The sequence below is a fragment of the Massilia sp. genome, from assembly GCF_046293535.1.
Lineage (GTDB): Bacteria > Pseudomonadota > Gammaproteobacteria > Burkholderiales > Burkholderiaceae_D > Telluria.
This window is the reverse complement of sequence record NZ_JBKBOV010000043.1, coordinates 22,195-47,445: the sequence shown is the minus strand read 5'-3', so window position 1 is coordinate 47,445 and position 25,251 is coordinate 22,195. Positions and strand designations below refer to the sequence as shown.

The window sequence follows — 25,251 nt, the reverse complement described above, 5'->3', positions numbered from 1 at the left end:
CCGGCGGCGCGGCCGCTGCCGCAACCGCGCCGGTGGCGGCCCAGGCCTGGCTGCGGCGCGCGGCCGACAGCGGCGTCGCCCCGGCCCAGTCCGCCCTGCTCGAACAGGCCTGGGAGGCCGGGCACTGGGATGACTACCTGGCGCGCGCGCTGCCGCTGGCACGCACGCTCGTGCGCACCGCCGCCAACCAGGGCAGCGTGCAGCGGCTGGCGCCGGCCGACATCGCCTTGCTGTCGCGCGTGGCCCGCCTGCTCGACGATAGCGCCTTCCAGCAAGACGGGCAGGGCGAACGCCGGCCGGCCCGGCATGAGCTCACGCCGGCGCCGGGCGAACCGCTGTGCTTCTGGGAGCTCGCCGCGGCCGAACACGATCGCCACGCACAGCTGGCGATGGGCTTGCGCTGCGCGCGCATGGGTGTGGACGGACGCCGCATCGCCGGCGGCGGAGGCGCCGCCAATTTCAAGAAGGCGATCCGCTGGCTGAGCCTGGCGGGCGAGCAGGGCCTGGCTGCGGCCTGGTATGCCCTGTCGCGCATCTACATCAAGCCCGAGTTCTCGCAGCGCAATGTCGCCGATGCCCAGCGCTACCTCGAGCGCGCCGCCGAGATGGGCTGCCGCGACGCCCAGCTCGAATGCGGGCACAACGCCTGGCGGGCACGCCGCGAGAACGAAAACAACGACGTCCGCGCCGCGTACTGGCTGCAGAAAGCAGCCGCCCAGGGCTGCGCCGAGGCGCTGGCGCTGTTGCGCAAGATCGCCCCGCGCCTGGACACGCCTCCGTATGTCGAGACCGGCAAGCTGCTGGCCGGGCACGAAGAAGCGCTGCAAGCGCACCCGCTGCTGCACGCGCGGCTGGAGCTCGCGGCGCTGTTCAGCCTGTCGCGGGCGGAAGCATTGCTGCTGGACGTATCCGCCGCCGACCATGGCCACTGCCTGGTGATCGACATCCGCGCCAGCTACGGGCGCAGCAAGCGCCGCCTGGTGCTGGTCGAGACAGCGCAGGAACGCCATGCGCTCGATCGCGTCGCGCGCCTGTTCGAAGGGATCGATTGCGGCCCGTCGGGGCCGGAAGGGAATTACCGGCAGCGGCTGTACCGCTTGCGGACCCTGGTCGGTGCATTGTCCAGGGATGGTGATCAAGGGGAAGCGGAGATCGGCCTGGCGGCCTAGGACCCGGCGTTCAGGCAATAAAGAAGCCCGCGCAGGGCGGGCTCTCATACTCGAAACAGTTCCTGATCGGGCAGCTTATTCCTGGGAGACGAAGATCGCCAGGCCGTCCCCGCTCTTGTGTTCGGAGTTGGCGGGCAGCGGCATGCCGTCTCCGGTCGCCATCGGAACGAAGACCGCTCCAGATTCCTGCTTGTTGCCCGTCGCCGTCAAAAGAATGCCATTGGCGCCGAGCTTGGCGGCTTTTTCCTTGAGACGTGCGATCATCTTGTCGGCTTTGCCCTGATCTGTCACCGCCATGAAGCCTTGCTTGACGCTTCCAGCAGTGCGATGCGTTCATAGGCCTTCGGCGGCTCGAGATAGAGCTTGACCGCATCCGGGTGAATGGCCGGGCGGGCTTTTCCAACCAGGATCGAAAAATCACAGTTCTCACGCTGACTGGCGCTTACAGCTCGACCTCACCTTCGAATACCGTGACCGCGGGGCCGCTCAGATACACCGGCTGGCCCAGGCCTGCCCATGCAATGCTGAGCTCGCCACCACGCGCCGACACGCGCACCGGCGAGTCGAGCAGGCCGCGCCGGATGCCGGCCACCACGGCCGCGCAGGCGCCGGTGCCGCAGGCCAGGGTTTCGCCGGCGCCGCGTTCGAACACGCGCAGCTTGACGTGGTGGCGGTCCACCACCTGCATGAAGCCGGCATTGACCTTTTTCGGGAAGCGCGCATGGGTTTCGATCGCCGGGCCCATGCTCTCCACCGGGGCGGTATCGACGTCCTCGACCACCTGCACCGCGTGCGGATTGCCCATCGAGACGACCGACACGAACACGGTCCGGCCTTCCACCGTCAGCGGCCAGGTGGTGTCCTCGCCCTCGGTCCGGCCTTCGATGCCGGCGGAATCAAAAGGCACTTCGGCCGGATCCAGTTGCGGGGCTCCCATGTCCACCGTCACGCTGCCATCATTCTCCAGGCGCGGCGCGATGATGCCTTTCATGGTCTCGACGCGAATGCTGCGCTCGCCGGACAGGCCTTTATCGCTGACGAAACGGGCGAAGGCGCGCGCGCCGTTGCCGCATTGTTCGACCTCGCCGCCGTCGCTGTTGAAGATGCGGTAGCGGAAATCGACGCCTTCGCTCACCGGGCGCTCCACCACCAGGATCTGGTCGGCCCCGATGCCGAAGCGGCGGTCGGCCAGCCGGCGCCATTGTTCGGTGCTCAGCTTGACGTCCTGGTGGATGGCGTCGACGACGATGAAGTCGTTGCCCGCGCCGTGCATCTTGGTGAATTTCAGTTTCATGTTTCAGTCCAGCTTAATTAGATCCCAAAAGGATTAGCGCAGCTTAAGCGTCTAACAATTCCCTCGATGGCGGCGTTGCATCGTCTCGCCGTGCTAGCGCACTTTCTTCGACGATGCGTCTTGCCCTTGAGGTTTTGTTAAACGCTTTGTTAATCGTAGAACGAGGGCTCGCCCGGCGGCCGCGTCTTGAAGCGTTTATGGGTCCAGAAGTATTCGGCCGGCGCCTCGCGCACGCGCTCCTCGATGAAGGCGTTCATGCGCCGGGTCGCCTCGACCATGTCGTCGCCCGGGTAATTCTCCCACGCCGGGTAGAAACGCACACGCCAGCCCTGGTAGTTCGGCAGGTAGGTGGCGACTACCGGGATCACCTTGGCGCCGGTGGTGGCCGCGATGCGGCCCAGGGCGGTGAGGGTGGCGGCCGGGATGCCGAAGAAAGGCACGAACTCGGCATCCTTCTCTCCAAAGTCCATGTCCGGCAGCATGAAGTAGGGCAGGCCGTCGCGCAGCGCGCGCAGGATCGGCTTGATGCCTTCCTTGCGCGTCACCAGGCGCACCGGGCCATAGCGTTCGCGGCCGTGGCGCAGCAATTTGTCGAAGGCTTCGTTCTTCTGCGGCACGTACATGCTGCATACCGGGATCACGCGCGCGGCCACGCCGGCCACGTCCAGGCAGACGAAGTGCGGGCACAACAGGATGGTCGGGCCGGCTTCCATCTCGGCCTTCGGCACGCCTGGCTCGACCTGGATGTAGCTGCGCACGCGCGCTTCCGGCGCCCACCACAGGATCGAGCGTTCAAAAATGCTGCGCGCATAGGCGCGGAAATGCTGCCTGGCGATCGCGTGGCGTTCGCTTTCCGATTTCTCGGGCATGCACAGGCGCAGGTTGGTGAGGGTGATGCGGCGGCGCTTGCCCATGATGCGGAACATCAGGCTGCCGACCGCTTCGCCCAGGCGGCCCAGGATGGGCAGCGGCAGGAAGTGCAGCAGCCACAGGAGTCCGAGCAGGAGCCTCATGCCGTCGCCTCGCTTTCCGGACCGGCCACGCCCTCGGGCTGCTTGTAGCGGTTGTAGCTCCAGAAGTACTGCGCCGGGCAGCGCTTGATGAGCTGCTCCATGGCGCGGTTGATGGCCGCTGCCTGGTCGGCGGCGCTGCCTTCCAGGCTGCCCTCGAAGGGCACGAAGCGCACCACGTAGCCGCGGCCGCGCGGCAGGCGCTCGGCATACACCAGCAGGATGTCGGCTCGGCCCAATTGCGCCAGCTTGGCGGGCAGGGTCATGGTGTAGGCGGTGCGGCCGAACCACGGCGCCCACACGCCTTCGCCTTCCTGCGGCACCTGGTCGGGCAGCAGGCCGATCGGCTCGCCGGATTTCAAGGTCTTGGCCAGGATGCGTACGCCGGACAGGGTCGCCGGCGCCAGCTTGAGGTTGTGGCGGGCGCGCGCGCCTTCGACCAGGGGCTTGAGCGCGCTCTTCTTCGGCGGGCGGTACATGACGGTGAGCGCAGTCTGCAGCGCGATCTGCTGGGCCGTCATCTCGAAGCAGCCCAGGTGTGGCGTCAGGAACACGATGCCCTTGCCGGCATCGAGGCGCTGCTGCACCAGCTCCCAGTTCTCCACGCTGGCATGGCGGGCGACCCGCTTCGGGTCGGCGCACCAGACGAAGGCCAGTTCGATGATGGCCTTGCCGGCTTCGGCGACGGCGGCGTTCAGGTGGCGTTCATAGCCGGCCTGGACCAGGTTGGCGCGCAGGCGCCGGCGGTAGGAACCGGAAGCTAAATAGACGAGCCAGCCAAGGGCCGCGCCGAGGGCATGCAGAAACGGCAATGGAAATACCGATAGTGCACGAAATAAAGAAACTAACATGCGATTGATCAGGGTTGAAAGAGCGGGGCTCGGTAGAGCAAAATTCTAGAAGGAAGCGTAAAATACCACTTTATGCAGTATCCGCCGAGTTAATAGACAACTTGCGAAGCGGAATATAAATGTCGCTAAAGCGTCGCAGGCACCCGTTGCTGCGGCAAGTACTTAACACAGCAGTAACCGGAGCCCCCTATGTCCAACGACTACCTCTTCACGTCCGAATCCGTTTCCGAAGGCCACCCCGACAAGGTCGCCGACCAGATTTCCGACAGCATCCTCGACGCCATCCTGGAACAGGATCCGCGCGCCCGCGTCGCCGCCGAAACCCTGTGCAACACCGGCCTGGTGGTGCTGGCGGGTGAAATCACCACCCACGCCAACGTCGACTACATCCAGGTGGCGCGCAACACCATCAAGCGCATCGGCTACGACAACACCGATTTCGGCATCGACTACAAGGGCTGCGCCGTGATGGTCTGCTACGACAAGCAGTCGCCCGACATCGCCCAGGGCGTGGACGAAGGCGCCGGCCTGGATCTGGACCAGGGCGCGGGCGACCAGGGCCTGATGTTCGGCTATGCCTGCGACGAGACCCCGGAACTGATGCCGGCCGCAATCTATTATTCGCACCGCCTGGTCGAGCGCCAGTCGCAACTGCGCAAGGACGGCCGCCTGCCATGGCTGCGCCCGGACGCCAAGTCGCAGGTCACCCTGCGCTACGTCGACGGCCGCCCCGTCGCCGTCGACACCGTGGTGCTGTCGACCCAGCACCACCCGGACGTGACCCACTCCCAGATCGAAGAAGCGGTCATCGAAGAGATCATCAAGCCGATCCTTCCGCGTGAATGGCTTGGCGGCACCAAGTACCTGGTCAACCCGACCGGCCGCTTCGTCATCGGCGGCCCGCAGGGCGACTGCGGCCTGACCGGCCGCAAGATCATCGTCGACACCTACGGCGGCGCGGCCCCGCACGGCGGCGGCGCGTTCTCGGGCAAGGATCCGTCCAAGGTCGACCGCTCGGCCGCCTACGCCGCACGCTACGTCGCCAAGAACATCGTGGCCGCCGGCCTGGCGCGCCAGTGCCAGGTGCAGGTCAGCTACGCGATCGGCGTGGCCCGTCCGATCAACATCACCGTGTACACCGAAGGCACCGGCGTCATCTCGGATGAAAAGATCGCCCAGCTGGTGATGGAACACTTCGACCTGCGCCCGAAAGGCATCGTCCAGATGCTCGACCTGCTGCGCCCGATCTACGCCAAGACCGCCGCCTACGGCCACTTCGGCCGCGAAGAGCCGGAGTTCAGCTGGGAGCGCACCGACAAGGCGGCGCTGCTGCGCGCTGAGGCGGGGCTGTCGTAATAAGTAGGGAGTGCGTGCCGTTGAGGTACGCATGTCAACTTGGGTTCCCGCCTTCGCGGGAACGACGGGCTAGAAAACGTGTCCGAAGTTACGGCAACGGACCTTTCGCACGCTAACCAACGTCGTCCCCGCGCAGGCGGGAACCCAATTCCCAGCGCAGTGACTCAGTCTCCCTGCACCGCCAACTGAAGTACCTCCAAACAACACCCCTGACGCCACCAGCTCGTCACTCGTGTTAAACTTATGAATTCCGAGGAGCGTTGCGACGAAGATTCCCATCTTCGCCAGGCTCGGATATCAGCAACCGCGCTCACGTTACTTTTTTCAACCATTGAAAGGAGGGCGTGATGAGCGCCGTACTCAAAGACATCAACGATTTCCACGTCGCAGACATCTCCCTGGCATCCTGGGGCGAGAAGGAAATCCGCATTGCAGAAACCGAAATGCCGGGCCTGATGGCGATCCGCGAGGAATACGCGAGCGCCCAGCCGCTCAAGGGCGCGCGCATCGCCGGTTCGCTGCACATGACCATCCAGACCGCGGTCCTGATCCGCACCCTGGAAGCCCTCGGCGCGCAAGTGCGCTGGGCATCGTGCAACATCTACTCGACCCAGGACCACGCCGCCGCCGCCATCGCCTCGGTCGGCACCCCGGTGTTCGCCGTCAAGGGCGAAACCCTGGACGAGTACTGGGAATACACTCACCGCATCTTCGAATGGCCGGGTGACAACCACGCCAACATGATCCTGGACGACGGCGGCGACGCCACCCTGCTGCTGCACCTGGGCGTGCGCGCGGAAAAGGACATCTCGGTGCTGGACAAGCCGGGCTCGGAAGAAGAAATCTGCCTGTTCAATTCGATCAAGGGCCGCCTGGCGCGTGATCCTTCGTGGTACTCGAAGCGCCTGCCGTGCATCCTGGGCGTGACCGAAGAAACCACCACCGGCGTGCACCGCGTGTACCTGATGCACCAGGAAGGCAAGCTGGCCTTCCCGGCGATCAACGTCAACGACTCGGTCACCAAGTCGAAGTTCGACAACCTGTACGGCTGCCGCGAATCGCTGGTGGACGGCATCAAGCGCGCGACCGACGTCATGGTCGCCGGCAAGATCGCCGTCATCGCCGGCTACGGCGACGTGGGTAAAGGTTCGGCCCAGGCCATGCGCGCGCTGTCGGCGCAAGTGTGGGTCACCGAGATCGACCCGATCTGCGCCCTGCAGGCCGCGATGGAAGGCTACCGCGTCGTGACCATGGACTATGCCGCCGAACACGGCGACATTTTCGTGACCTGCACCGGCAACTACCACGTCATCACCGAGCAGCACATGCTCAAGATGAAGGACCAGGCCATCGTCTGCAACATCGGCCACTTCGACAACGAGATCGAAGTCGCCGCGCTCAAGAAGTACGAGTGGGAAAACATCAAGCCGCAGGTCGACCACGTGATCTTCCCGGATGGCAAGCGCATCATCCTGCTGGCCGAAGGCCGCCTGGTGAACCTGGGCTGCGGCACCGGTCACCCGTCCTACGTGATGAGCTCCTCGTTCGCGAACCAGACCATCGCCCAGATCGAACTGTTCGCCAACACCGACAAGTACCCGGTCGGCGTCTACACCCTGCCGAAGCACCTGGACGAAAAGGTCGCCCGCCTGCAGCTCAAGAAGCTCAACGCCCAGCTGACCACGCTGACCGACGAGCAGGCCGCCTACATCTCGGTGCAGAAGGAAGGTCCGTACAAGCCGGACCACTATCGTTACTAATCGATAGCTAGTCTATGCGGGCGCTGCGTTTTCTAGGAACCAGCGCCCGTTTTTTCAACAGCCGGGCGTTTTCACCACGCAAGCGGTAAAAGCGCCCGCGTACCACGAAAGTCGATACGATGCGCTTGCTCATTACCTGGCTGATCAATGCCTTGGCCCTGATGGCCCTGCCGTTCCTGATGTCTTCCGTCGCCGTCACCAATTTCACGACCGCGCTGATCGCTGCGCTCGTGCTGGGGCTGGTCAATACCCTGATCCGTCCCATCCTCGTGCTCCTCACCCTGCCGGTGACGGTGGTGTCGCTGGGCCTGTTCATCCTCGTCATCAACGCCTTCCTGTTCTGGCTGGTGTCCCAGTGGATCGAAGGGTTCGAAGTGGCCGGTTTCTGGTCCGCCTTCCTGGCAGCCATCCTGTACAGCATCATTTCGTGGGCGCTTTCTACCTTGCTCCTCAAAGACAAAGATGGAAACTCCTAATTTCAGTATCGAGTTCTTCCCGCCGAAGACCGGGGAAGGCGCAGAGAAGCTGCGCACCGTGCGCCAGAAGCTGGCCGAGCTGCAGCCCAAGTATTTCTCGGTCACCTTCGGTGCGGGCGGCACCACCCAGCAGGGCACCTTGCAGACCGTGCTCGAGATTAAATCGGCGGGCCATGAAGCGGCGCCCCACCTGTCCTGCGTCGGCGGCACCCGCGAATCGCTGCGCGCCATCCTGCAGCAGTTCCAGGACAACGGCATCCGCCGCGTGGTGGCGCTGCGCGGCGACCTGCCGAGCGGCTACGGCGGCGGCGGCGAGTTCCGCTACGCCAACGAGCTGGTCGAGTTCATCCGCAAGGAAACCGGCGACTGGTTCCACATCGAAGTGGCGGCCTATCCGGAAATGCATCCGCAGGCCCGTTCGCCCCAGGACGACCTGCAGGCCTTCGCGCGCAAGGTCCAGGCCGGCGCGAATTCCGCGATCACCCAGTATTTCTACAACGCGGACGCCTACTTCGATTTCATCGACAACGCCCGCAAGCTGGGCGTGGACGTGCCGGTGGTGCCGGGCATCATGCCGATCACCAACTACACGCAGTTGATGCGCTTCTCGGACATGTGCGGCGCCGAGATCCCGCGCTGGGTGCGCAACAAGCTGGCCAGCTTCGGTGACGATACCGCCTCGATCAAGGCCTTTGGCCTGGACGTGGTCACCAGCCTGTGCGAACGCTTGCTGGCGGGCGGCGCGCCAGGGCTGCACTTCTACAGCATGAACCAGGCCGTGCCGACCACGGCGATCTGGCAAAGGCTCGTGAAATAAGCCGTAGGGTGGACGGTTTGTGATTCAGGCCACTGGCCTGAATCACTGCCGTCCGCGCGTTCAAATACACGATGAATACCTGCTCGGCTATTCGAATTGTGGTTGAACGCGCGGAGGGCGCATACATTCAGGCTGATCGCCTGCCTGGGTGAAGCCGTCCACCCTACAATTCCGTGACGATCTGATCGAGCGGAATGTCATACTCCCCGATCTCGAATTGCGCCAGCTGACACGCATATGCGATGCCCAGCGTCCGCGGACGCGGTTCAAGCGCCAGCGTCCTGTCGTAAAACCCGCCTCCATACCCCAGCCGGTAGCCGCGCGCATCGAATCCGAGGCAGGGCACCAAGAGCGCATCCGGCCGGTCCACCAGCCGCAATTGCGCCGGCACCGCCACGCCCAGGCTGTCGGCCACGGTCGGCTCGCCCGGCACCCATTCGGCAAAGCCGAGCGCGGTATCGCGGGCCAGCACGACCGGCAAGGCCAGCCGTACGCCTGCCTCCGCCAATTCCGCGTAGGCTGGACGCAGGTCGGGTTCGCCCGCCAGCGGCCAGTACACACCCAGCGTTGTTCCGGGATGGGCTTGCCACCAGGCCAGCACGCGCGCCCCGATGCGGTCGTCCCAGGCGAGCTTGGTAGCGTGGTCGATGGCGCGGCGCCGTTCCTTGAGCGTCCGGCGCAACTGTGGCTTATCGAGCATAGCGCTTGCGCCTGCTTCTGGTAGTAGCCCGGGGGCACATGGTATTCTTGATTCGCCGGTCATGGTTTGAATGCAGCGTATATTGAGAGTTGTGGATGTTTCAATCGAGATTGACAACCGGCTCGCTGCCGGTCGCCCTTGCTGTTGTGTTGACATTGTGGACGCTGTCTTCCGGTACCGTCCACGCAGAATCCGCGCCCCAGGCCGTGCCGCCGGTGCCGGCCGGCGCGCCGACCGTGCCGGGCGCACCCGGCGCCCCGCCGGCACCGGACACGCGCGCCGACGACGACACGTTCCTGTTGCTGCGCGAAGCCGCGCGCCAGAATGACGCCGCGCGCACCAATGCGCTCGCGTCGCGCCTGCCGTCCAACTACCCGCTGGCGTCCTACGTCGACTATTATCGTCTGAAACCCAGGATGAGCGGCGCCGGCGCCGACGCCACGGCCGAGGAAATCCGCGAAGTGCTGCGCCGCCACGAGGGCACGGCAGCCGCCGAGCTGATGCGCAGCGACTGGCTGCTCGAGCTGGGCCGCCGGCGCGATTGGACCAGCTTCGAGCGCGAACTCGGCCAACTGGCCGGCAGCAACCTGCAACTGCGCTGCTATGCCCTGCTGGCGCGCGCCAGCCGCGGCGAAGCGGTGGCGCAGGAAGCGCGTGGCGTGCTGATCAGTCCGTCCAGTTATGGCGAGGCCTGCAATGCCTTGATCGCGCAGCTGGCGCAAAGCCGCCAGTTCGGCGAGGACGACCTGCTATGGCAGCTGCGCCTGGCAGGAGAGGCCAATGCCACCGGCCCGGCCCGCCGTGCCGCCGCATTGCTCGGCGCGTCCGACACCCGCGCCGCCCAGGCGGTGGACACCCCGGCGGTGGCGATGGCGCGCGGCATCGGCAAGACCCGCGCCGAGCGCGCCGTCTACCTGGTCGCGGTCGGCCGCATGGCACGCACCAGCCTCAAGCTGGCCACGGTCGCACTGGAAAAGAACAGCCCCCAACTAAGCGCGCAGGAACGCGCGACCGGCTGGGCCAGCATCGCGCATGCCGCCTCGATCGCCCTGTCGCCGGACGCCGCCACCTACTGGCAGCGCACCAACGGCGTCCAGCTCACCAATGAGCAGTTGCAGTGGAAGACCCGCATCGCCCTGCGCCGCGGCGACTGGAAAACCGTGCGCGCCACCATCGCGGCGATGCCGCCAAATTTGCGCGCCGACAGCGCCTGGGTCTACTGGCTGGCGCGCGCCGACAAGCACGAGGGCCGCGTCGCGGAAGCGAATGCCGGCTTCGAGCGCATCGCCAGCCAGCAGCATTTCTATGGCCAGCTCGCGCTGGACGACCTCGGCCGCCAGGTGGTGGCCCCGCCGCCGGCCGCACCGATCAGCAACGAAGAACTGGCTTCGGTCAACGCCAACCCCAGCCTGCAGCGCGCCCTCAAGTTCTACGCCCTGCGCCTGCGCGCGGACGGCAACCGCGAATGGAACTGGGCGCTGCGCGGCATGTCTGACCGTCAGTTGCTGGCTGCCGGCGAAATCGCTCGCCGCAACGACCTGCTCGACCGTACCGTCGAAACCTCGCTGCGTACGCGTACCGAGATCGACTATGCACAGCGTTTCCCGGCGCCGCACCTGGACGTCCTGCACCCGACCGCGCAGGGCCTGGGCCTGGATAAAGCCTGGGTCTACGGCCTGATCCGCCAGGAATCGCGCTTCATTCTCGACGCGCGTTCCGGCGTCGGCGCCTCCGGCCTGATGCAGGTGATGCCGGCCACCGGCAAGTGGGTGGCGGGCAAGATCGGGATGGACAACTTCGTGCACAGCATGCTCAACGACTTGCGGACCAATATCACGCTCGGCGCCAATTACATGAACATGGTGCTGGAGAATTTTAACGGCGACGAAATCCTCGCCACGGCCGCCTACAATGCCGGTCCCTCGCGTGCGCGCACGTGGCGCGGCCGGCTCGACCAACCGATGGAAGGCGCCGTGTTCGTCGAATCGATCCCGTTCTCCGAAACCCGCGGCTACGTGCGCAACGTGATGGCCAACGCCACCAACTACGCCGCCATGTTCGAGAACAAGCCGCAGTCGATCCGGACGCGCCTGCGTCCCGTGCAGCCGCGCGAGCGGGCGTCCATCCTCCCCTGACGCACGCGGGCCCTGGGGCCCACAAAGGAGGCGGCCATGCACGACCTGAACGTGGTGGTCATCGGCGGGACGGGTTTCATCGGCGGCCACCTGCTGGCGCGCCTGGCGGCGGACGGCGTCGGCACGCTGGTCCCCGCGCGCCACTACGAAACCGCCAAGCAGCTCACCACCTTGCCCTACCTCGACCTGGAGGTGGCCGACATCCACGACGACGCCACGCTGCGCCGCCTTCTGGCGGGGCGCGACGCCGTCATCAACCTGGTCGGCGTGCCGCATGGCGGCCACGGCGATCCCTACGGTCCGGTGTTCCGGCAGCTGCACGTGGAGCTGCCGCGCCGCATCGTCCGGACCTGCGCCGAGCTTGGGGTGCCGCGCTACCTGCACATGAGCGCCCTCGGCGCCAGCCAGCATGGGGCCTCGATGTACCAGCGCTCCAAGGCCGACGGCGAGCTTGCCGCGCGCAGCGAGCCGGGTGTGGCCGCCGCCATCTTCCGCCCCTCGATCGTGTTCGGGCCGGGCGACCACTTCCTCACCGTGTTCGCCAAGCTGCAGCGCCACCTGCCGGTGCTGCCCCTGGCCTGCGCGCAGGCGCGCCTGCAGCCGGTGTACGTGGAAGACGTGGCCGCCGCCTTCGCGCTGGCGCTGCACGAACCGCGCACGCGCGGCGCCGTCATCGAGCTGGGCGGCCCCCAGGTGTACACCCTGGCCGAACTGGTGCAGCTGGCCGGGCGCTATGCCGGCCATGAACGCCGCGTGCTGGAGCTGCCCGACTGGGCCGCGCGCCTGGAAGCCAGGCTGTTCGAGCTGCTGCCGGGCGAGCCCATGATCAGCCGTGACAACCTGGATTCCATGAAGGTGGATAATGTGGTCGATCCGCTAACGCAAGCCTTGACAGCGGAGGCGCTCGGAATCAAGCTGACGTCGCTCGAAGCCGCCGCGCCGCACTACCTGGCGCCGGAAAGCGGCCTGGATCGCTACCGCGAGCACGCAGGCCGCTGATTTCTCATACCGACTCACCACAGGACACCATGCAGACCATCGAACTCGACCCGACCCTGTCTTCCACCCTCGAGCAAGCCCGCCAGCCGGGCCTGACCCTCGTCATCGGTAACAAGAACGTGTCGTCGTGGTCGATGCGGCCCTGGGTGGCCGCGGTGGCCTTCGGGATTCCCTTCACCGAGATCCGTGTCCTGCTGGACAAGCCCGACACCGCCGCCAACATCGCACGCTATTCGCATGCGGGCCGGGTGCCGGTGCTGCTGGCCGGCGAGATGACGATCTGGGACAGCCTGGCCATCGTCGAATACCTGGCCGAGCAGTTTCCGGACAAGCACATGTGGCCGCGGGACGTCGCCGCGCGCGCGCTGGCGCGTTCGATCGTCGCCGAGATGCACTCCGGCTTTTCCGAACTGCGCAGCGCGATGTCGATGAACATCCAGGCGCGCCTGCCGGGACGCGGCCGCACCCCGGGCGCCCAGGCCGACATCGGCCGCGTCTGCGAGATCTGGGAAGACTGCCTGTCGCGCTTCGGCCACCACGGCTTCCTGTTCGGCGACTTCTCCATCGCCGACGCCTTCTACGCCCCGGTGGTATGCCGCTTCAAGACCTATGGCGTGGCGCTGGCGCCGGCGCTGCAGGCCTATTGCGAGCGCGTACTGGCTCACCCGGCGGTGGCGCGCTGGGTCGACGAAGCGATGCGCGAGATCGATCCGACGCCGCAGCACGACCTGGACCTGCCGCAGGAATGAGCATGCGCAGCCCAGTGCGCTCATTCGTCGTCGGCGGCGCGGTGCGCGACGAACTGCTGGGGCGCCCCGTCAGCGACCGCGACCACGTGGTGGTCGGCGCCACCCCCGTAGACATGCTCGCGCAGGGATTCCGCCCGGTCGGCAAGGATTTCCCGGTTTTCCTGCATCCCGACACGCACGAGGAATACGCGCTGGCGCGCACCGAGCGCAAGACCGCCCCGGGCTACCACGGCTTCGTGTTCCACACTTCGCCGGACGTCACGCTGGAAGACGACCTGGTGCGGCGCGACCTCACCATCAATGCGATGGCGCGCGCCGACGACGGCAGCATCGTCGATCCCTACGGGGGCCAGGCGGACCTGAAGGACCGCATCTTCCGTCACGTGTCCGGCGCTTTCGCCGAAGACCCGGTACGCATCCTGCGCGTGGCGCGCTTCGCCGCGCGCTTCCCGGACTTTAGCGTCCATGACAGCACCAATGCCCTCATGCGCGGCATGGTCGAGGCGGGGGAGGTCGATGCCCTGGTCCCCGAACGGGTCTGGCAGGAGCTGTCGCGCGGGCTGATGGAAGAACGTCCGTCGCGCATGTTCGCGGTGCTGCGCGATTGCGGGGCATTGGCGCGCATCCTGCCCGAACTCGACGCCGATGCGCGCACCATGCGGGTAGTCGACGACGCGGCGCGGCAAGCGCAGCCCCTGGAGGTACGCTTCGCCGCCCTGGCGCACGACCTTGGCGTGGAGCAGGTAGCCCGGGTCGCCAAGCGCCTGAAGGCGCCCAACGAATGCCGCGACCTGGCCTTGATGACGGCGCGCGAGCACGAGACGGTCGGCCATGCCCTGCGGCTGGAGGCCGGCGCCACCGTCACCCTGCTGGAACGCTGCGACGCTTTCCGCAAGCCGCAGCGCTTCGCCCAGATGCTGCTGGCCTGCGAATGCGCTGCGCGCGGGCGCGCGGAGCACCCGGCGGGCCTGCAGGACTACCCGCAGCGGCCCCACCTGTTGCGCGCCCTGGAGGCGGCACGCGCCGTGAATGCCGGCGAGGTCGCGGCGCGCCACGCCGGCCAGCGCGACCGGATTCCCGAGGCCGTGCATGCGGCGCGGGTGGCGGCGGTCGAGGCGGCGTCGCAGGTTTCGTAGGCCCACGCTACAGTGCACGACTGATCCGCAAGCTTTTGCTATGCTCTCCGGATAAGTAAGACAACATGATGTAACGGAGGAATGATGGTTGCCGTGCTGGCGCAGCGCGTAGCGAGCTTGAGACCGCGTCGCCGCCTGCAACTCGCCGGCCTGGCGGTGCTGGTGCTGGCCTTGCTGCTCGCCTTTTTCTACATCCGTTCGGAAGGAACCGATCCCGAGGTCCGCGCCGACGTGATGCTCAACCTGCGCGAGCTGGAAAAGCTCGACGCCGAATGGGATGCCAACATCCTGCGCGCCCACATCGGCCGCGCGCCGGCCACCGCCCAGCTGACCACCCAGTTGCCGCGCATGCACGAGCTCTCGCGGCGCCTGGCCGATGCCGTGCCGGAAGCGGCCAGCCCGGCCGTGCAAGCCGCCTACACCCAGTTGCGCGACGCCATGCAGCGCAAGGAGCTGGTCACCGCCCAGTTCGCACGCCACAACCCGCCGCTGCGCGAGGCCCTGGGCTTCCTGCCGCCGGCCGTGGCCGACCTCAAGACCGAGCTGGGCGGCATCGAAGGCGCACTGGCGCCGGCGCGCCTGGTGGTCCGGCTGGATGCGTCCCTGAACGACCTCCTGAGCGAGATCCTGCGCTACAACGTCGCCCCCAGCCCGCCGCGCGCCGCCCGCATCGACGAGATCCTGGGCGACATCGCGGCCCAGCAGATCGCCTTCTCGCCGGCCGTGGTCGAGAAGATGGACGCCATCATCAAGGCCGCGCGCGTGATCCTCGAGAAGCGCCCGCTGGAAAACCGCCTCGAGGCCCAGATCGCCGCCACCGCCGTGGGCACGGCGCTCGACCGCCTGAGCCGCGAATTCGACCGCTCCTTCGACGCCAAGCTGGCGGTGCGCGAACGCTACCGCGGCTACCTGTTCGCCTACTCGGCCATCCTCCTGCTGCTGCTGGCCTATGCCGGCATGCGGCTGCGGCGCAGCTACCGCATCATCGGCGAGGTCAACCAGCGGCTGCAGGCCGTCAACGAGAACCTCGAGCACCGCGTCGCCGAGCGCACCGCCGAGCTGGAAGCCCAGTCGAAGCAACTCGAGCGCCTGGCCCAGCACGACAGCCTGACGGGCCTGATCAACTACCGCCAGCTGACCCGCCTGCTGGAGCGCGCCCTGGCGCGCGCCACCCGCCGCGACTCGGTGGTGGTCATCATGTTCATCGACCTGGACGGCTTCAAGGCAGTGAACGACACCTATGGCCACGCCACCGGCGACCTGGTGCTGCAGATGGTCGCGCGCCGGGTCCAGGAAAAGCTGCGCGCCGAGGATGCGCTGGCGCGCCTGGGCGGCGACGAGTTCGTCATCATGCTCGAAGAGGTCGCCTCGCGCGAAGGCGCGCTGCGCGTGGCCCAGCTGGCGCTCGACCAGATCAAGTCGGTCACCGAGGCGGACGGCAACCCGGTCAGGATTTCGGCCAGCATCGGCATCTCCAGCGCGCGCGGCCATGCCGGCGCGGCGCGCGGCTCGGCAGCGCTGCTGGCCGAGGCCGACAAGGCGATGTACGAGGCCAAGCAGGCGGGCAAGGGCGTGTTCGTGGTCAGCCCTTCATCGCAGTGGATCATTCCCAAGCAGAGCAGCGCGCAGTAGCAGAATCCGCTACAATCGGCGTTGATGTTGCACTGCACAATAAAGGTTTGACATGATCGAGCATCCCCTGTTCCGCTGGCTGAAGGGCCTCGGCGGCCGCCGCAAGGACGGCCGCCCGGCCGTGCTCGTCAAGGAGCTGGGCGAACGCGACCGCCGCCGCATCCTGCGCCACTTCCTGGCGCTGGACGACAACGACCGCCTGCTGCGCTTCGGCAGCGTGATTCCGGACGATGCGATCACCAAGTACGTCAATAAACTCGACTTTCGGCACGACATCGTGTTCGGTGTGGTGAACCGCGTGTTCCAGCTGGTAGGGGTGGGCCACCTGGCCTTCGCCAAGGCCGGCGAGGGCAAGCCGACGCAAAAGGAGCGGGTCGCCGAGTTCGGCGTCTCGGTGTCGAAGTCGGCGCGCGGGCAGGGCGTCGGCTCGCGCCTGTTCCAGCGCGCGGCCATCCACTGCCGCAACGCCGACGTCGATACGCTCTACATGCAATGCCTGACTTCGAACCAGACCATGATGCACATCGCGAAAAAGGCCGGCATGGAGATCAAGCGCGAGTACGGCGAGGCCGACGCTTATCTGCAGTTGCCGCCGCCGAGCCCGGCGAGCGTGATGGCGGAGGCGCTGGAAGAGCAGTGGGCGGTGATCGACTACACGGTCAAGGCCAATGCCCGGGCGGCGGTGAAGTGGTTGTCGCCGAAGAAATAGGGCACGGATAGACGGCATTTACCGACGTCGTTCCGGCGAAGGCCGGAACCCAATTTCCGTTGCGCCCACTATCCTGTGCGTACACCCGGGTGTGCACGAAATTGGATCCCGGCCTGCGCCGGGATGACGACTCTACGTTGAACGGTGAGAAGGAGCCTGGGTGGCTAATCAGCCTGCCACCGGCAGCGCCGTCGTCTCCTTGATCCTCTGCAGCGCAAAGCTCGACTTCACATCCAGTACCGCCGGGTGCTTGAGCAGCGTCCCCATCATGAAGCGCGAGAAGTGGTCCATGTCTTCCACGTGCACGCGCAGCAGGAAATCCATTTCCCCCGTCATCGCATAGCAGGCGACCACTTCCGGCCAGGTTCCCACCGAGATCGCGAAGTCGTTGCGCGGCGAGGTCGCCGGCAGGCCCGGGGCGCCACGCGCGCCGCCCGCCACTTCGCTGTGCTTTTCCAGGCGCACGTTCACATAGGCCAGCAGCCCGAGTCCGATCTTGTCCGGATCGACGAGGGCCACGTACTGGCGGATCACGCCCGCTTCTTCCAGACGCTTGATGCGACGCAGGCAAGGCGACGGGGACAGGTTGACGCGCTCGGCCACGTCCTGGTTCGACAGGCGGCCATCGGTCTGCAGTACGGACAGGATTTTGCGGTCGGTCTTGTCGAGCTCGATTTTTGACATGCTTTCCTCGGTGGATTCGCGAACCCGGCAATTTTATTGCGCAAATCCTCCGGCGGGGGGAATTGTTTGGAATTTAATGCCGGAGGGGCGCGAATATACTGTGCGCATGATGGATCAGGCTGGCAGAACCCGGCCCCGCGCGTCCAGATGGCCACCAAGAGCCGCAGCGCGCCCCGCATCCTGGCGACATTAACGGAGACACCGCATGAACGCACCCCTCGAGCGCGCCAACCTGGCGCTGCCCCAGCACGACATCACCCTCGACGACAAGTGGACGCTCGAACGCGGCCGCGCGTTCATGACCGGCACGCAGGCCCTGGTCCGCCTGCCGATGCTCCAGCGCGAGCGCGACCAGAAGGCCGGCCTGAACACCGCCGGCTACATCACCGGCTACCGCGGCTCGCCCGTCACCGCCGTCGACCAGACCGCGATGAAGGCGAAGAAGCACCTCGACGCCCACCACGTCAAGTTCCACCCGGGCATGAACGAAGACCTGGCGGCGACCGCCGTCTGGGGCACCCAGCAGACCAACCTGTACAAGGACGCCAAGTACGACGGCGTGTTCGCCATGTGGTACGGCAAGGGCCCGGGCGTGGACCGCTGCGGCGACGTCTTCAAGCACGGCAACAATGCCGGCTCCTCGAAGCACGGCGGCGTGCTGGTGCTGGCCGGCGACGACCATGCGGCCAAATCGTCTTCCACCGCGCACCAGTCCGACCACATCCTGACCCACTGCGGCATCCCGGTGCTGTACCCCTCGTCGGTGCAGGAATACCTGGACTTCGGCCTGCACGCCTGGGCCATGAGCCGCTACACCGGCCTGTGGGTGTCGATGAAGTGCGTCACCGACATCATCGAATCCGGCGCCGTGGTCGACCTGGATCCGGACCGCGTCCAGATCGTCACCCCCACCGATTTCGAACTGCCGCCGGACGGCCTGAACATCCGCTGGCCGGACGCCGTGCTGGACCAGGAAGTCCGCATGAGCAACTTCAAGTGGTATGCCGCGCTGGCCTATGCGCGCGCCAACAAACTGAACCGCATCATCTGGGACAGCAGAAAGCCGAAGATCGGCATCATCACCGCGGGTAAAAGCTATGTCGACACCCGCCAGGCCCTGGCCGACCTCGGCATCGATGAACAGGCGGCCGCCGACATCGGCCTGCGCCTGTACAAGGTCGGGATGACCTGGCCGCTCGAATCCGAAGGCGTGCACGAGTTCGCGCGCGGCCTGGACGAGATCCTGGTGGTGGAAGAGAAGCGCCAGGTGATGGAGTACGCGCTCAAGGAAGCCCTGTACAACCTGCCGGACGGCGAGCGTCCGCGCGTGGTGGGCAAGTTCGACGATACCGGCGAGTGGAGCAACAAGGACCGCATGGGCCACGGCGACTGGCTGCTGCCGGCCACCTACGAGCTGAACCCGGCGCAAATCGCGCGCGCCATCGCCTCGCGCATCTCGCACTACTGCGCCGGCCATCCGGTCGAGCAGCGCGTGAAAGAGCGCATCGCCTACCTGGAGAACAAGGAACTGGTGCTGAAGTCGATCCCGGCCAAGGCCAATCCGGAAACCGACCGCATCCCTTACTTCTGCTCGGGCTGCCCGCACAACAGCTCGACCAAGGTGCCGGAAGGCTCGCGCGCCATGGCCGGTATCGGCTGCCACTACATGGTGCTGTGGATGGACCGCGAGACTTCCACCTTCACCCACATGGGTGCGGAAGGCACGACCTGGATCGGCCAGTCGCCGTTCACCGACGAGAAGCACGTGTTCGTGAACCTGGGCGACGGCACCTACTTCCACTCGGGCATCCTGGCGATCCGCGCGGCCGTGGCCGCGAAGGTGAATATCACCTACAAAATCCTGTACAACGACGCGGTCGCGATGACCGGCGGCCAGAACGTCGACGGTCCGCTCGACCCGGGCATGATCACGCGCCAGATCGCCGCCGAAGGCGTGCGCCCGATTATCGTCGTCACCGACGAGCCGGAAAAATACCCGGACGACTACGCCTGGGCCGAAGGCGTCACCGTGCGCCACCGCTCCGAGCTGATGGACGTGCAGAAGGAACTACGCGAGATGCCGGGCGTGTCCGCCGTGATCTACGACCAGACCTGCGCGTCCGAGAAGCGCCGCCGCCGCAAGAAGGGCGAGTTCCCCGACCCGGCCAAGCGCGCCGTCATCAACGAAGCCGTATGCGAAGGCTGCGGCGACTGCTCGGTGCAGTCGAACTGCCTGTCGGTCGAGCCGCTGGAAACGGAACTGGGCCGCAAGCGCCAGATCAACCAGTCCTCGTGCAACAAGGATTTCTCGTGCGTGTCCGGTTTCTGCCCGAGCTTCGTTACCGTCGAAGGCGGTGGCCTCAAGAAACCCAAGAAAGCGGCAAGCGCCGACGCCACTCCACCGGCCCTGCCGATGCCGCGCATTCCGTCGATTGAACAACCCTTCGGCATCCTGATCGCCGGCGTCGGCGGCACCGGCGTGGTCACCGTCGGCCAGATCCTGGCGGTGGCGGCCCACGTCGAAGGCAAGGGCGCGCTCGTGCTCGACCAGTCCGGCCTGGCCCAGAAGGGTGGCCCGGTGATGTCGCACGTGCGCCTGGCCGAGCACCAGGCCGACCTGCACTCGACCCGCGTGGGCACCGGCAGCGCGGATCTCGTGATCGGCTGCGACCAGATCGTCGCTGCCTCCCGCGATGCGCTCTCGCGCATGGGCGAGGGCCGCACCTGGGCCGCCGTCAACTCGACCGGCGCCACCACCGCGGCCTTCGTGAAGAACCCGGACTGGCAGTTCCCGGCCGAAGGTTCGCGCGGCGCCATCCTGCAGGCCTGCGGCGCCGACAATGTCGATTTCGTCGATGCCGGCAAGATCGCCACCGCGCTGATGGGCGACGCCATCGCCACCAATATGTTCATGCTGGGCTATGCCTTCCAGAAGGGCCGCGTGCCTCTGCAGGAGGCCTCGCTGCTCAAGGCGATCGAACTGAACGGCGTCTCGGTTCCCTTCAACAAAGCCGCCTTCCACTGGGGCCGCAGCGCGGCGCACGACCTGGTCGCCGTGAAGAAGCTGGCCACCCCGGCCCAGGTGATCGAGTTCAAGCGTCTCGAGAGCCTGGACGAACTCGTCGCCCGCCGCGTCGAGCTGCTCACCGCCTACCAGGACGCCGCCTATGCCGCCCAGTACAAGGCCTTTGTGGACCAGGTGCGCGCCGAAGAAGCGAAACTCGGCAAGGGCACCCGCCTGGCCGAAGCCGTGGCGCGCTACTTCTACAAGCTGATGGCCTACAAGGACGAGTACGAAGTCGCCCGCCTGCACACCGATCCGATTTTCCGCGCCAAGATCGCCAACATGTTTGAAGGCGACATCAAGCTGAAATTCCACCTGGCGCCGCCGCTGCTGGCCAAGCACGACAAGGAAGGCCGCGCGCTGAAGAAGGAATACGGCTCCTGGATGATGGGCGCGTTCGGCGTGCTGGCCAAGCTGAAGCGCCTGCGCGGCACCCCGTTCGACGTGTTCGGCTATACCGCCGAGCGCCGCAGCGAGCGTGCGCTGATCGGGCAATATCGCCAGACCGTGGAGGCGCTGCTGCCGAAACTCACGCTTGAGAACCTGCAGCAGGCGGTGGCGATCGCCAGCATCCCGGAAGACATCCGCGGCTACGGCCACGTGAAGGAGCGCCACCTGAAGGCCGCCAAGCAGAAGGAAGCGGCCCTGGTCGCGGCCTTCCACGCGCCGGCTGCCGGCACGCCGCGCGCCGCGTAAGCCGGGCAGCGCTTGACAGGAGAGAACGAGGCCGGAAAAACCGGCCTTGTTCGGCCGCCTCGTCGGGTCTTGTTCTCCCTGAAATTCTCGTTAGCATTTCTTGTTGTCCATCAGCCCCAACTGTTACAGTTGGTTGCACTTGGGCCCGATTGGCGCGTCTATAATCGATTGCATGAAACCGCCATATGCACATGGTCGTTTGCCGACCGCCCCCCGCCTGATCGCGTCGCTGTGCGCCGCAGCCTTCGTCCTTGCCGGATGCGGCGGTGGCGGCGGTTCGCCAGGCGTCGGCACCCGTCCGGACCAGGGTTCGCAGCAGCCGCCCACGCCGCCCACGCCGTCCAATCCGACTCCGCCGACCGGCACGGCGTCGCCGGAAGACCTCAACCCCAATTTGCTGGGCGAGGCCTTCAGCACCTACTGGAACCTGTGCGCCACGCCGCGCACCGGCGTGGACAGCGCGGGCAGGCCCTTCCCGGACCGCCAGGGCACGCTGCTCGACGAGCTGAAGTTCCTGCGCGCCTGGGCGAACCAGTACTACCTCTGGTACAACGAGATCCCGAACACCTACCGGATGGCGGATTTCACCAATCCGATCGACTACTTCAACGTGCTCAAGACCCCGGCCCTGACCGCGTCCGGCCAGCCGAAGGACAAGTACCACTTCACCTACGCCACCGAGGAGTGGGAAAAGCTGCAGAGCTCCGGGATCGACCTGGGCTATGGCGTGACCTGGAAGCGCAACAGCGCCACCGTGCCGCGCACCTGGCTGGTCACGATGGTGGAACCCGGTTCGCCGGCGGATGCCGCCGGCCTGCGCCGCGGCGACATGCTGCTCAAGGTCGACGGCGTGGACTTCGTCAACGGCGGCGGCGCCGACCAGGTCAACCGGATCAATGCCGGCCTGTTCCCCGAGACGCCCGGCGTGGCGCACCAGTTCACCTTGCAGCGCGGCAGCACCACCTTCGATGTGTCGATGACCGGCGCGGAAGTGCGCATCGATCCGGTCAAGCACGTGCAGGTGCTCGATACCCCCACCGGCAAGGTCGGCTACCTGAGCTTCGAGACCCACAACCAAGTGTCGGAGAAGGAGCTGGTGGATGCCTTCACCACCTTCAAGCAGGCCGCGGTGAGCGACCTGGTGCTGGACATGCGCTACAACGGCGGCGGCTTGCTGTACGTCGCCAGCGAACTGTCCTACATGATCGCCGGGCCGGAGCAGACCAACGGCAAGATCTTCGAGCGTCCGCAGTACAACGACAAGACCGCGCAACAGCCGGCCATCCCGTTCCGCAACACGGCTTACGGCTTCAGCTCGCCCAATCCCGTGCGCCCGGGCACGACGCTGCCTTACCTGGGCCTGAAGCGCGTCACCGTCTTGACCACCTCGGGCACCTGCTCGGCCAGCGAGGCCGTCATCAACGGCCTGCGCGGCGCCGACGTCCAGGTCGACGTGATCGGCAGTACGACTTGCGGCAAGCCCTACGGATTCACGCCGGTGCCGAACTGCGGCACCACCTATTTCTCGATCGAGTTCAAGGGCGTGAACAACAAGGGCTTCGGCGACTTCTCGGACGGCCTGGCGCCGACCTGCCAAGTGGCCGATGACCTGTCGCGTCCGCTCGGCGACCGCAGCGAAGGCCTGCTGGCCGCGGCGCTGACCTACCGCGAGACCGGCACCTGCCCGCCGGCCAGCCGCGCGCGCCAGGTGCCGATGGAGATCGTGCGCCATCCTGCGAAGGAAATCTCGATCTACACGAAACCTTAAATCTTCACGCAAAAAAGAGCCCGGCCAGCACTGCTGCCGGGCTCTTTTCATTCTGGAAACAGGTCTATAATCGTCGGCTTTGCCACCGATCGATTGCTGGAGTTTCCGATGATCCGTTCCGCCCTGCTGCTGGCCCTGCTGGCTGCCGTCCCACTCGCCCACGCCGCCCCCGACCTGACCACCGTGTCGGAGCGCTCGGGCTTCCAGGCCACCGGCCGCTACGATGAAGTCATCAAGCTTTGCGGCGACTTCCAGAAGGCCTATCCGAAGCAGGTGAAGTGCATCGAGTTCGGCCGCACGCCGGAGAACCGCCCGATGCTGGCGCTGGTCGTCTCGAACACCGGCGCGTTCACGCCGCAGCTCGCTAAGAAGCGGGGCTTGCCGGTGACCCTGATCCAGGGCGGCATCCACGCCGGCGAGATCGACGGCAAGGACGCCGGCTTCCTGGCCCTGCGCGAAACCCTCAACGGCAAGCTGGCGAAGGGAGCGTTGGACAAGCAGGTCCTGCTGTTCGTTCCGGTGTTTAACGTCGACGGCCACGAGCGCTTCGGCAAGTGGAACCGCCCGAACCAGCGCGGCCCGGTCGAGATGGGCTGGCGCACCACGGCCCAGAACTTCAACCTCAACCGCGACTACGTGAAGGCCGACTCGCCCGAGATGCAGGCCATGCTCAAGCTCGTCAACGACTGGGACCCGCTCACCTACGTCGACCTGCACGTGACCGACGGCGCCAAGTTCCAGCACGACGTGTCGATCCAGGTCGAGCCGGTGTACTCGGGCGATCCGGAATTCCGCAAGGCCGGCCTGGCCCTGCGCAGCAAGGTGATCGCCGACATCGCCAGGCAGGGGTCGATGCCACAGTCCTATTACATGTCCTTCGCCAAGACCGACGACCCGCAATCGGGCTTCATCGACAGCGTCTCGGACCCGCGCTTCTCGACCGGCTACTTCCCGCTGCGTAACCGCATGGCGATGCTGGTGGAGACCCATTCGTGGAAGGATTACCCGACCCGTGTGCGCGTCACCCACAACACGGTGATCTCGGTGCTCGAGCAGGTCGCGCAGCACGGCAAGGCCTGGCAGCAGGCCGCCCAGGCCGCGGACGCCCGCGCCGCCCAGCTGGCCGGCACTCCGGTCGCGCTGACCTACCGCACCACCGACAAGACCGAGATGGTCGACTTCCAGGGCTACGAATACACCCGCACCCCCTCCGAGGTGTCGGGCATGCTGATGACCCGCTACGACGAAAGCAAGCCACAGGTGTGGCGCGTGCCGCTGCGCGAGGAAGTGGTGCCGGAGCGCGTGATCACCGCACCGCGCGCGGGCTACATCGTACCGGCCGCCTGGGCCGGGATCGTGGCGAACAAGCTGACCCAGCACGGCATCGCCTTCCGCAAGCTGGACAAGGCGATCGCGCAGGCGCCGGTCGAAACCTTCCGTGCCGACAAGGCGACTTTCGGCGCCACCTCGCTCGAGTCGCACCAGCGCTTGACGGTCGAGGGCGGCTGGAAGACGGAGCCGCGCGCCGTGCTGCCGGGTTCGCTGTACGTGCCGGTCAACCAGCCGAAGGCGCGCCTGGTGGTGGCCATGCTGGAGCCGCAGGCGCCGGACTCGCTGCTGGCCTGGGGCTATTTCAACAACGCCTACGAGCGCAAGGAGTACATGGAAGAATACGTGGCCGAGGACGTGGCGCGCGAGCAGATGGCCGCCGATCCGGCGCTGGCCGCGGAATTCAAGCGCCGCGTCGAGACCGACCCGGCCTTCGCCAGGAACCCGCATGCGCGCCTGGAATTCTTCTACAAGCGCCACGCTTCGTGGGACGAGCGCCACAACCTGTATCCGGTCTACCGCACCGCGGTCGCTCTTTGATCGACCCTCCCTAAGCGGCCTTCCCCGAGCTTTGCTCCTGCGCCCGGTCCGTGAATACGATGCGGATCAAGCGCAGGAGCCGCGCCATCCCCCGGGCGGCGGCGATCGGCTAGACTGCCAGGATCGCCGCCATTCCTTGCCCTGCAATGCGTGCCTGCCGTGTTTCCCCCCAGCCCGGCACCCCCGGCATCCGCGCCGCGATCGCGACGCTGCCCGTCGCCTTCCTCCTGTCCAGCCTGGTCACCGGTTTCGGTATCGGCCTGGGCGCTTTCCTGTTCCTTGGCATTGCGCTCTGGCAGTGGCGGGGCCCGCGCCGGGGGGTGGGGGGGCCCGGGGGGGGCCGGCCGGCCGCCCGCCCGGGCGTGTGGGGCCGACCC

Annotated in this window: 20 protein-coding genes and 1 riboswitch; of the genes, 14 read left to right on the top strand and 6 right to left on the bottom strand. The window is 66.5% G+C overall.

What is annotated here, in order from left to right; all coding sequences use genetic code 11:
* The coding region (locus tag ACK4S9_RS19080; RefSeq protein WP_409728896.1) for a tetratricopeptide repeat protein at positions 1 to 1,169 on the top strand (1,169 nt) is incomplete at its 5' end.
* A 75-nt stretch (positions 1,170 to 1,244) separates the two neighbouring features.
* Here ACK4S9_RS19080 and ACK4S9_RS19075 read toward each other — a convergent pair.
* The 4 genes from ACK4S9_RS19075 to ACK4S9_RS19060 form a co-directional block, all read right to left on the bottom strand.
* Complete coding sequence (locus ACK4S9_RS19075; RefSeq protein WP_409728894.1) at positions 1,245 to 1,466, bottom strand: hypothetical protein; 222 nt, start codon at positions 1,464 to 1,466, stop codon at positions 1,245 to 1,247.
* A 145-nt stretch (positions 1,467 to 1,611) separates the two neighbouring features.
* Positions 1,612 to 2,463: a diaminopimelate epimerase gene (gene dapF, locus ACK4S9_RS19070; protein ID WP_409728893.1), complete on the bottom strand. Its 852-nt coding sequence runs from the start codon at positions 2,461 to 2,463 to the stop codon at positions 1,612 to 1,614.
* Between the two features lie 149 nt (positions 2,464 to 2,612).
* Positions 2,613 to 3,476 carry a lipid A biosynthesis acyltransferase gene (locus ACK4S9_RS19065; RefSeq protein WP_409728892.1) on the bottom strand — a complete coding sequence of 288 codons (864 nt, stop codon included), beginning with the start codon at positions 3,474 to 3,476 and terminating at the stop codon, positions 2,613 to 2,615.
* A complete protein-coding gene (locus ACK4S9_RS19060; protein WP_409728890.1) occupies positions 3,473 to 4,324 on the bottom strand; it encodes a lysophospholipid acyltransferase family protein in 852 nt (283 codons plus the stop codon). The genes ACK4S9_RS19065 and ACK4S9_RS19060 overlap by 4 nt, the downstream gene beginning before the upstream one ends.
* Positions 4,325 to 4,513: 189 nt before the next feature.
* On the opposite strand from ACK4S9_RS19060, the gene metK reads away from it, so the two are divergent.
* The 4 genes from metK to metF all read left to right on the top strand — a co-directional run bounded on the left by metK (position 4,514) and on the right by metF (position 8,733).
* On the top strand, positions 4,514 to 5,680 hold the full coding sequence (gene metK, locus ACK4S9_RS19055) for a methionine adenosyltransferase (RefSeq protein ID WP_409728888.1): 1,167 nt from the start codon (positions 4,514 to 4,516) through the stop codon (positions 5,678 to 5,680).
* 246 nt (positions 5,681 to 5,926) lie between these two features.
* Positions 5,927 to 5,999, top strand: a riboswitch (S-adenosyl-L-homocysteine riboswitch).
* A gap of 28 nt (positions 6,000 to 6,027) precedes the next feature.
* Complete coding sequence (gene ahcY / locus ACK4S9_RS19050) at positions 6,028 to 7,440, top strand: adenosylhomocysteinase (RefSeq protein ID WP_409728886.1); 1,413 nt, start codon at positions 6,028 to 6,030, stop codon at positions 7,438 to 7,440.
* Between the two features lie 119 nt (positions 7,441 to 7,559).
* Positions 7,560 to 7,916, top strand: a complete 357-nt coding sequence (locus tag ACK4S9_RS19045; RefSeq protein WP_409728884.1) for a phage holin family protein — start codon at positions 7,560 to 7,562, stop codon at positions 7,914 to 7,916.
* Positions 7,903 to 8,733: a methylenetetrahydrofolate reductase [NAD(P)H] gene (gene metF / locus ACK4S9_RS19040; protein WP_409728882.1), complete on the top strand. Its 831-nt coding sequence runs from the start codon at positions 7,903 to 7,905 to the stop codon at positions 8,731 to 8,733. The genes ACK4S9_RS19045 and metF overlap by 14 nt, the downstream gene beginning before the upstream one ends.
* A gap of 163 nt (positions 8,734 to 8,896) precedes the next feature.
* Here the strand turns inward: metF and ACK4S9_RS19035 are convergent, their stop codons facing one another.
* Positions 8,897 to 9,433, bottom strand: a complete 537-nt coding sequence (locus tag ACK4S9_RS19035; protein WP_409728880.1) for a 5-formyltetrahydrofolate cyclo-ligase — start codon at positions 9,431 to 9,433, stop codon at positions 8,897 to 8,899.
* A 146-nt stretch (positions 9,434 to 9,579) separates the two neighbouring features.
* Here ACK4S9_RS19035 and ACK4S9_RS19030 point away from each other — a divergent pair, with 146 nt between their 5' ends.
* From ACK4S9_RS19030 to ACK4S9_RS19005, 6 genes are all read left to right on the top strand, one after another.
* Entirely contained in the window at positions 9,580 to 11,568 is a 1,989-nt protein-coding gene (locus ACK4S9_RS19030) for a transglycosylase SLT domain-containing protein (RefSeq protein WP_409728901.1), read from the top strand.
* Positions 11,569 to 11,604: 36 nt separating this feature from the next.
* A complete protein-coding gene (locus ACK4S9_RS19025) occupies positions 11,605 to 12,567 on the top strand; it encodes a complex I NDUFA9 subunit family protein (protein ID WP_409728878.1) in 963 nt (320 codons plus the stop codon).
* Positions 12,568 to 12,596: 29 nt separating this feature from the next.
* The gene (locus tag ACK4S9_RS19020) at positions 12,597 to 13,316 is read left to right on the top strand and encodes a glutathione S-transferase family protein (protein ID WP_409728876.1); all 720 of its coding nucleotides are present in this window, start codon (positions 12,597 to 12,599) and stop codon (positions 13,314 to 13,316) included.
* Positions 13,317 to 13,330: 14 nt separating this feature from the next.
* Entirely contained in the window at positions 13,331 to 14,452 is a 1,122-nt protein-coding gene (locus ACK4S9_RS19015; RefSeq protein WP_409728899.1) for a multifunctional CCA addition/repair protein, read from the top strand.
* A 117-nt stretch (positions 14,453 to 14,569) separates the two neighbouring features.
* Positions 14,570 to 16,084 (top strand): diguanylate cyclase, encoded by a 1,515-nt coding sequence (locus ACK4S9_RS19010; protein ID WP_409728874.1) that lies wholly within the window; start codon positions 14,570 to 14,572, stop codon positions 16,082 to 16,084.
* 52 nt (positions 16,085 to 16,136) lie between these two features.
* The gene (locus ACK4S9_RS19005) at positions 16,137 to 16,793 is read left to right on the top strand and encodes an N-acetyltransferase family protein (RefSeq protein WP_409728872.1); all 657 of its coding nucleotides are present in this window, start codon (positions 16,137 to 16,139) and stop codon (positions 16,791 to 16,793) included.
* Positions 16,794 to 16,961: 168 nt separating this feature from the next.
* On the opposite strand, the gene ACK4S9_RS19000 is transcribed toward ACK4S9_RS19005, so the two are convergent.
* Positions 16,962 to 17,477 (bottom strand): Lrp/AsnC family transcriptional regulator, encoded by a 516-nt coding sequence (locus ACK4S9_RS19000; protein ID WP_027868200.1) that lies wholly within the window; start codon positions 17,475 to 17,477, stop codon positions 16,962 to 16,964.
* 205 nt (positions 17,478 to 17,682) lie between these two features.
* On the opposite strand from ACK4S9_RS19000, the gene ACK4S9_RS18995 reads away from it, so the two are divergent.
* From ACK4S9_RS18995 to ACK4S9_RS18985, 3 genes are all read left to right on the top strand, one after another.
* Positions 17,683 to 21,237, top strand: coding sequence for an indolepyruvate ferredoxin oxidoreductase family protein (locus ACK4S9_RS18995; protein ID WP_409728870.1), 3,555 nt, complete (start codon positions 17,683 to 17,685; stop codon positions 21,235 to 21,237).
* A gap of 199 nt (positions 21,238 to 21,436) precedes the next feature.
* Positions 21,437 to 23,005: a S41 family peptidase gene (locus ACK4S9_RS18990; RefSeq protein ID WP_409728868.1), complete on the top strand. Its 1,569-nt coding sequence runs from the start codon at positions 21,437 to 21,439 to the stop codon at positions 23,003 to 23,005.
* 108 nt (positions 23,006 to 23,113) lie between these two features.
* Positions 23,114 to 24,874, top strand: a complete 1,761-nt coding sequence (locus ACK4S9_RS18985) for a M14 family metallopeptidase (protein ID WP_409728866.1) — start codon at positions 23,114 to 23,116, stop codon at positions 24,872 to 24,874.
* Positions 24,875 to 25,251 lie beyond the last annotated feature (377 nt).

Coding starts and splice junctions, on each gene's coding strand:
- ACK4S9_RS19075 (WP_409728894.1), bottom strand. CDS start 1,466: ATGGCGGTGACAGATCAGGGCAAAGCCGACAAGATGATCGCACGTCTC.
- dapF (WP_409728893.1), bottom strand. CDS start 2,463: ATGAAACTGAAATTCACCAAGATGCACGGCGCGGGCAACGACTTCATC.
- ACK4S9_RS19065 (WP_409728892.1), bottom strand. CDS start 3,476: ATGAGGCTCCTGCTCGGACTCCTGTGGCTGCTGCACTTCCTGCCGCTG.
- ACK4S9_RS19060 (WP_409728890.1), bottom strand. CDS start 4,324: ATGTTAGTTTCTTTATTTCGTGCACTATCGGTATTTCCATTGCCGTTT.
- metK (WP_409728888.1), top strand. CDS start 4,514: ATGTCCAACGACTACCTCTTCACGTCCGAATCCGTTTCCGAAGGCCAC.
- ahcY (WP_409728886.1), top strand. CDS start 6,028: ATGAGCGCCGTACTCAAAGACATCAACGATTTCCACGTCGCAGACATC.
- ACK4S9_RS19045 (WP_409728884.1), top strand. CDS start 7,560: ATGCGCTTGCTCATTACCTGGCTGATCAATGCCTTGGCCCTGATGGCC.
- metF (WP_409728882.1), top strand. CDS start 7,903: ATGGAAACTCCTAATTTCAGTATCGAGTTCTTCCCGCCGAAGACCGGG.
- ACK4S9_RS19035 (WP_409728880.1), bottom strand. CDS start 9,433: ATGCTCGATAAGCCACAGTTGCGCCGGACGCTCAAGGAACGGCGCCGC.
- ACK4S9_RS19025 (WP_409728878.1), top strand. CDS start 11,605: ATGCACGACCTGAACGTGGTGGTCATCGGCGGGACGGGTTTCATCGGC.
- ACK4S9_RS19020 (WP_409728876.1), top strand. CDS start 12,597: ATGCAGACCATCGAACTCGACCCGACCCTGTCTTCCACCCTCGAGCAA.
- ACK4S9_RS19005 (WP_409728872.1), top strand. CDS start 16,137: ATGATCGAGCATCCCCTGTTCCGCTGGCTGAAGGGCCTCGGCGGCCGC.
- ACK4S9_RS19000 (WP_027868200.1), bottom strand. CDS start 17,477: ATGTCAAAAATCGAGCTCGACAAGACCGACCGCAAAATCCTGTCCGTA.
- ACK4S9_RS18995 (WP_409728870.1), top strand. CDS start 17,683: ATGAACGCACCCCTCGAGCGCGCCAACCTGGCGCTGCCCCAGCACGAC.
- ACK4S9_RS18985 (WP_409728866.1), top strand. CDS start 23,114: ATGATCCGTTCCGCCCTGCTGCTGGCCCTGCTGGCTGCCGTCCCACTC.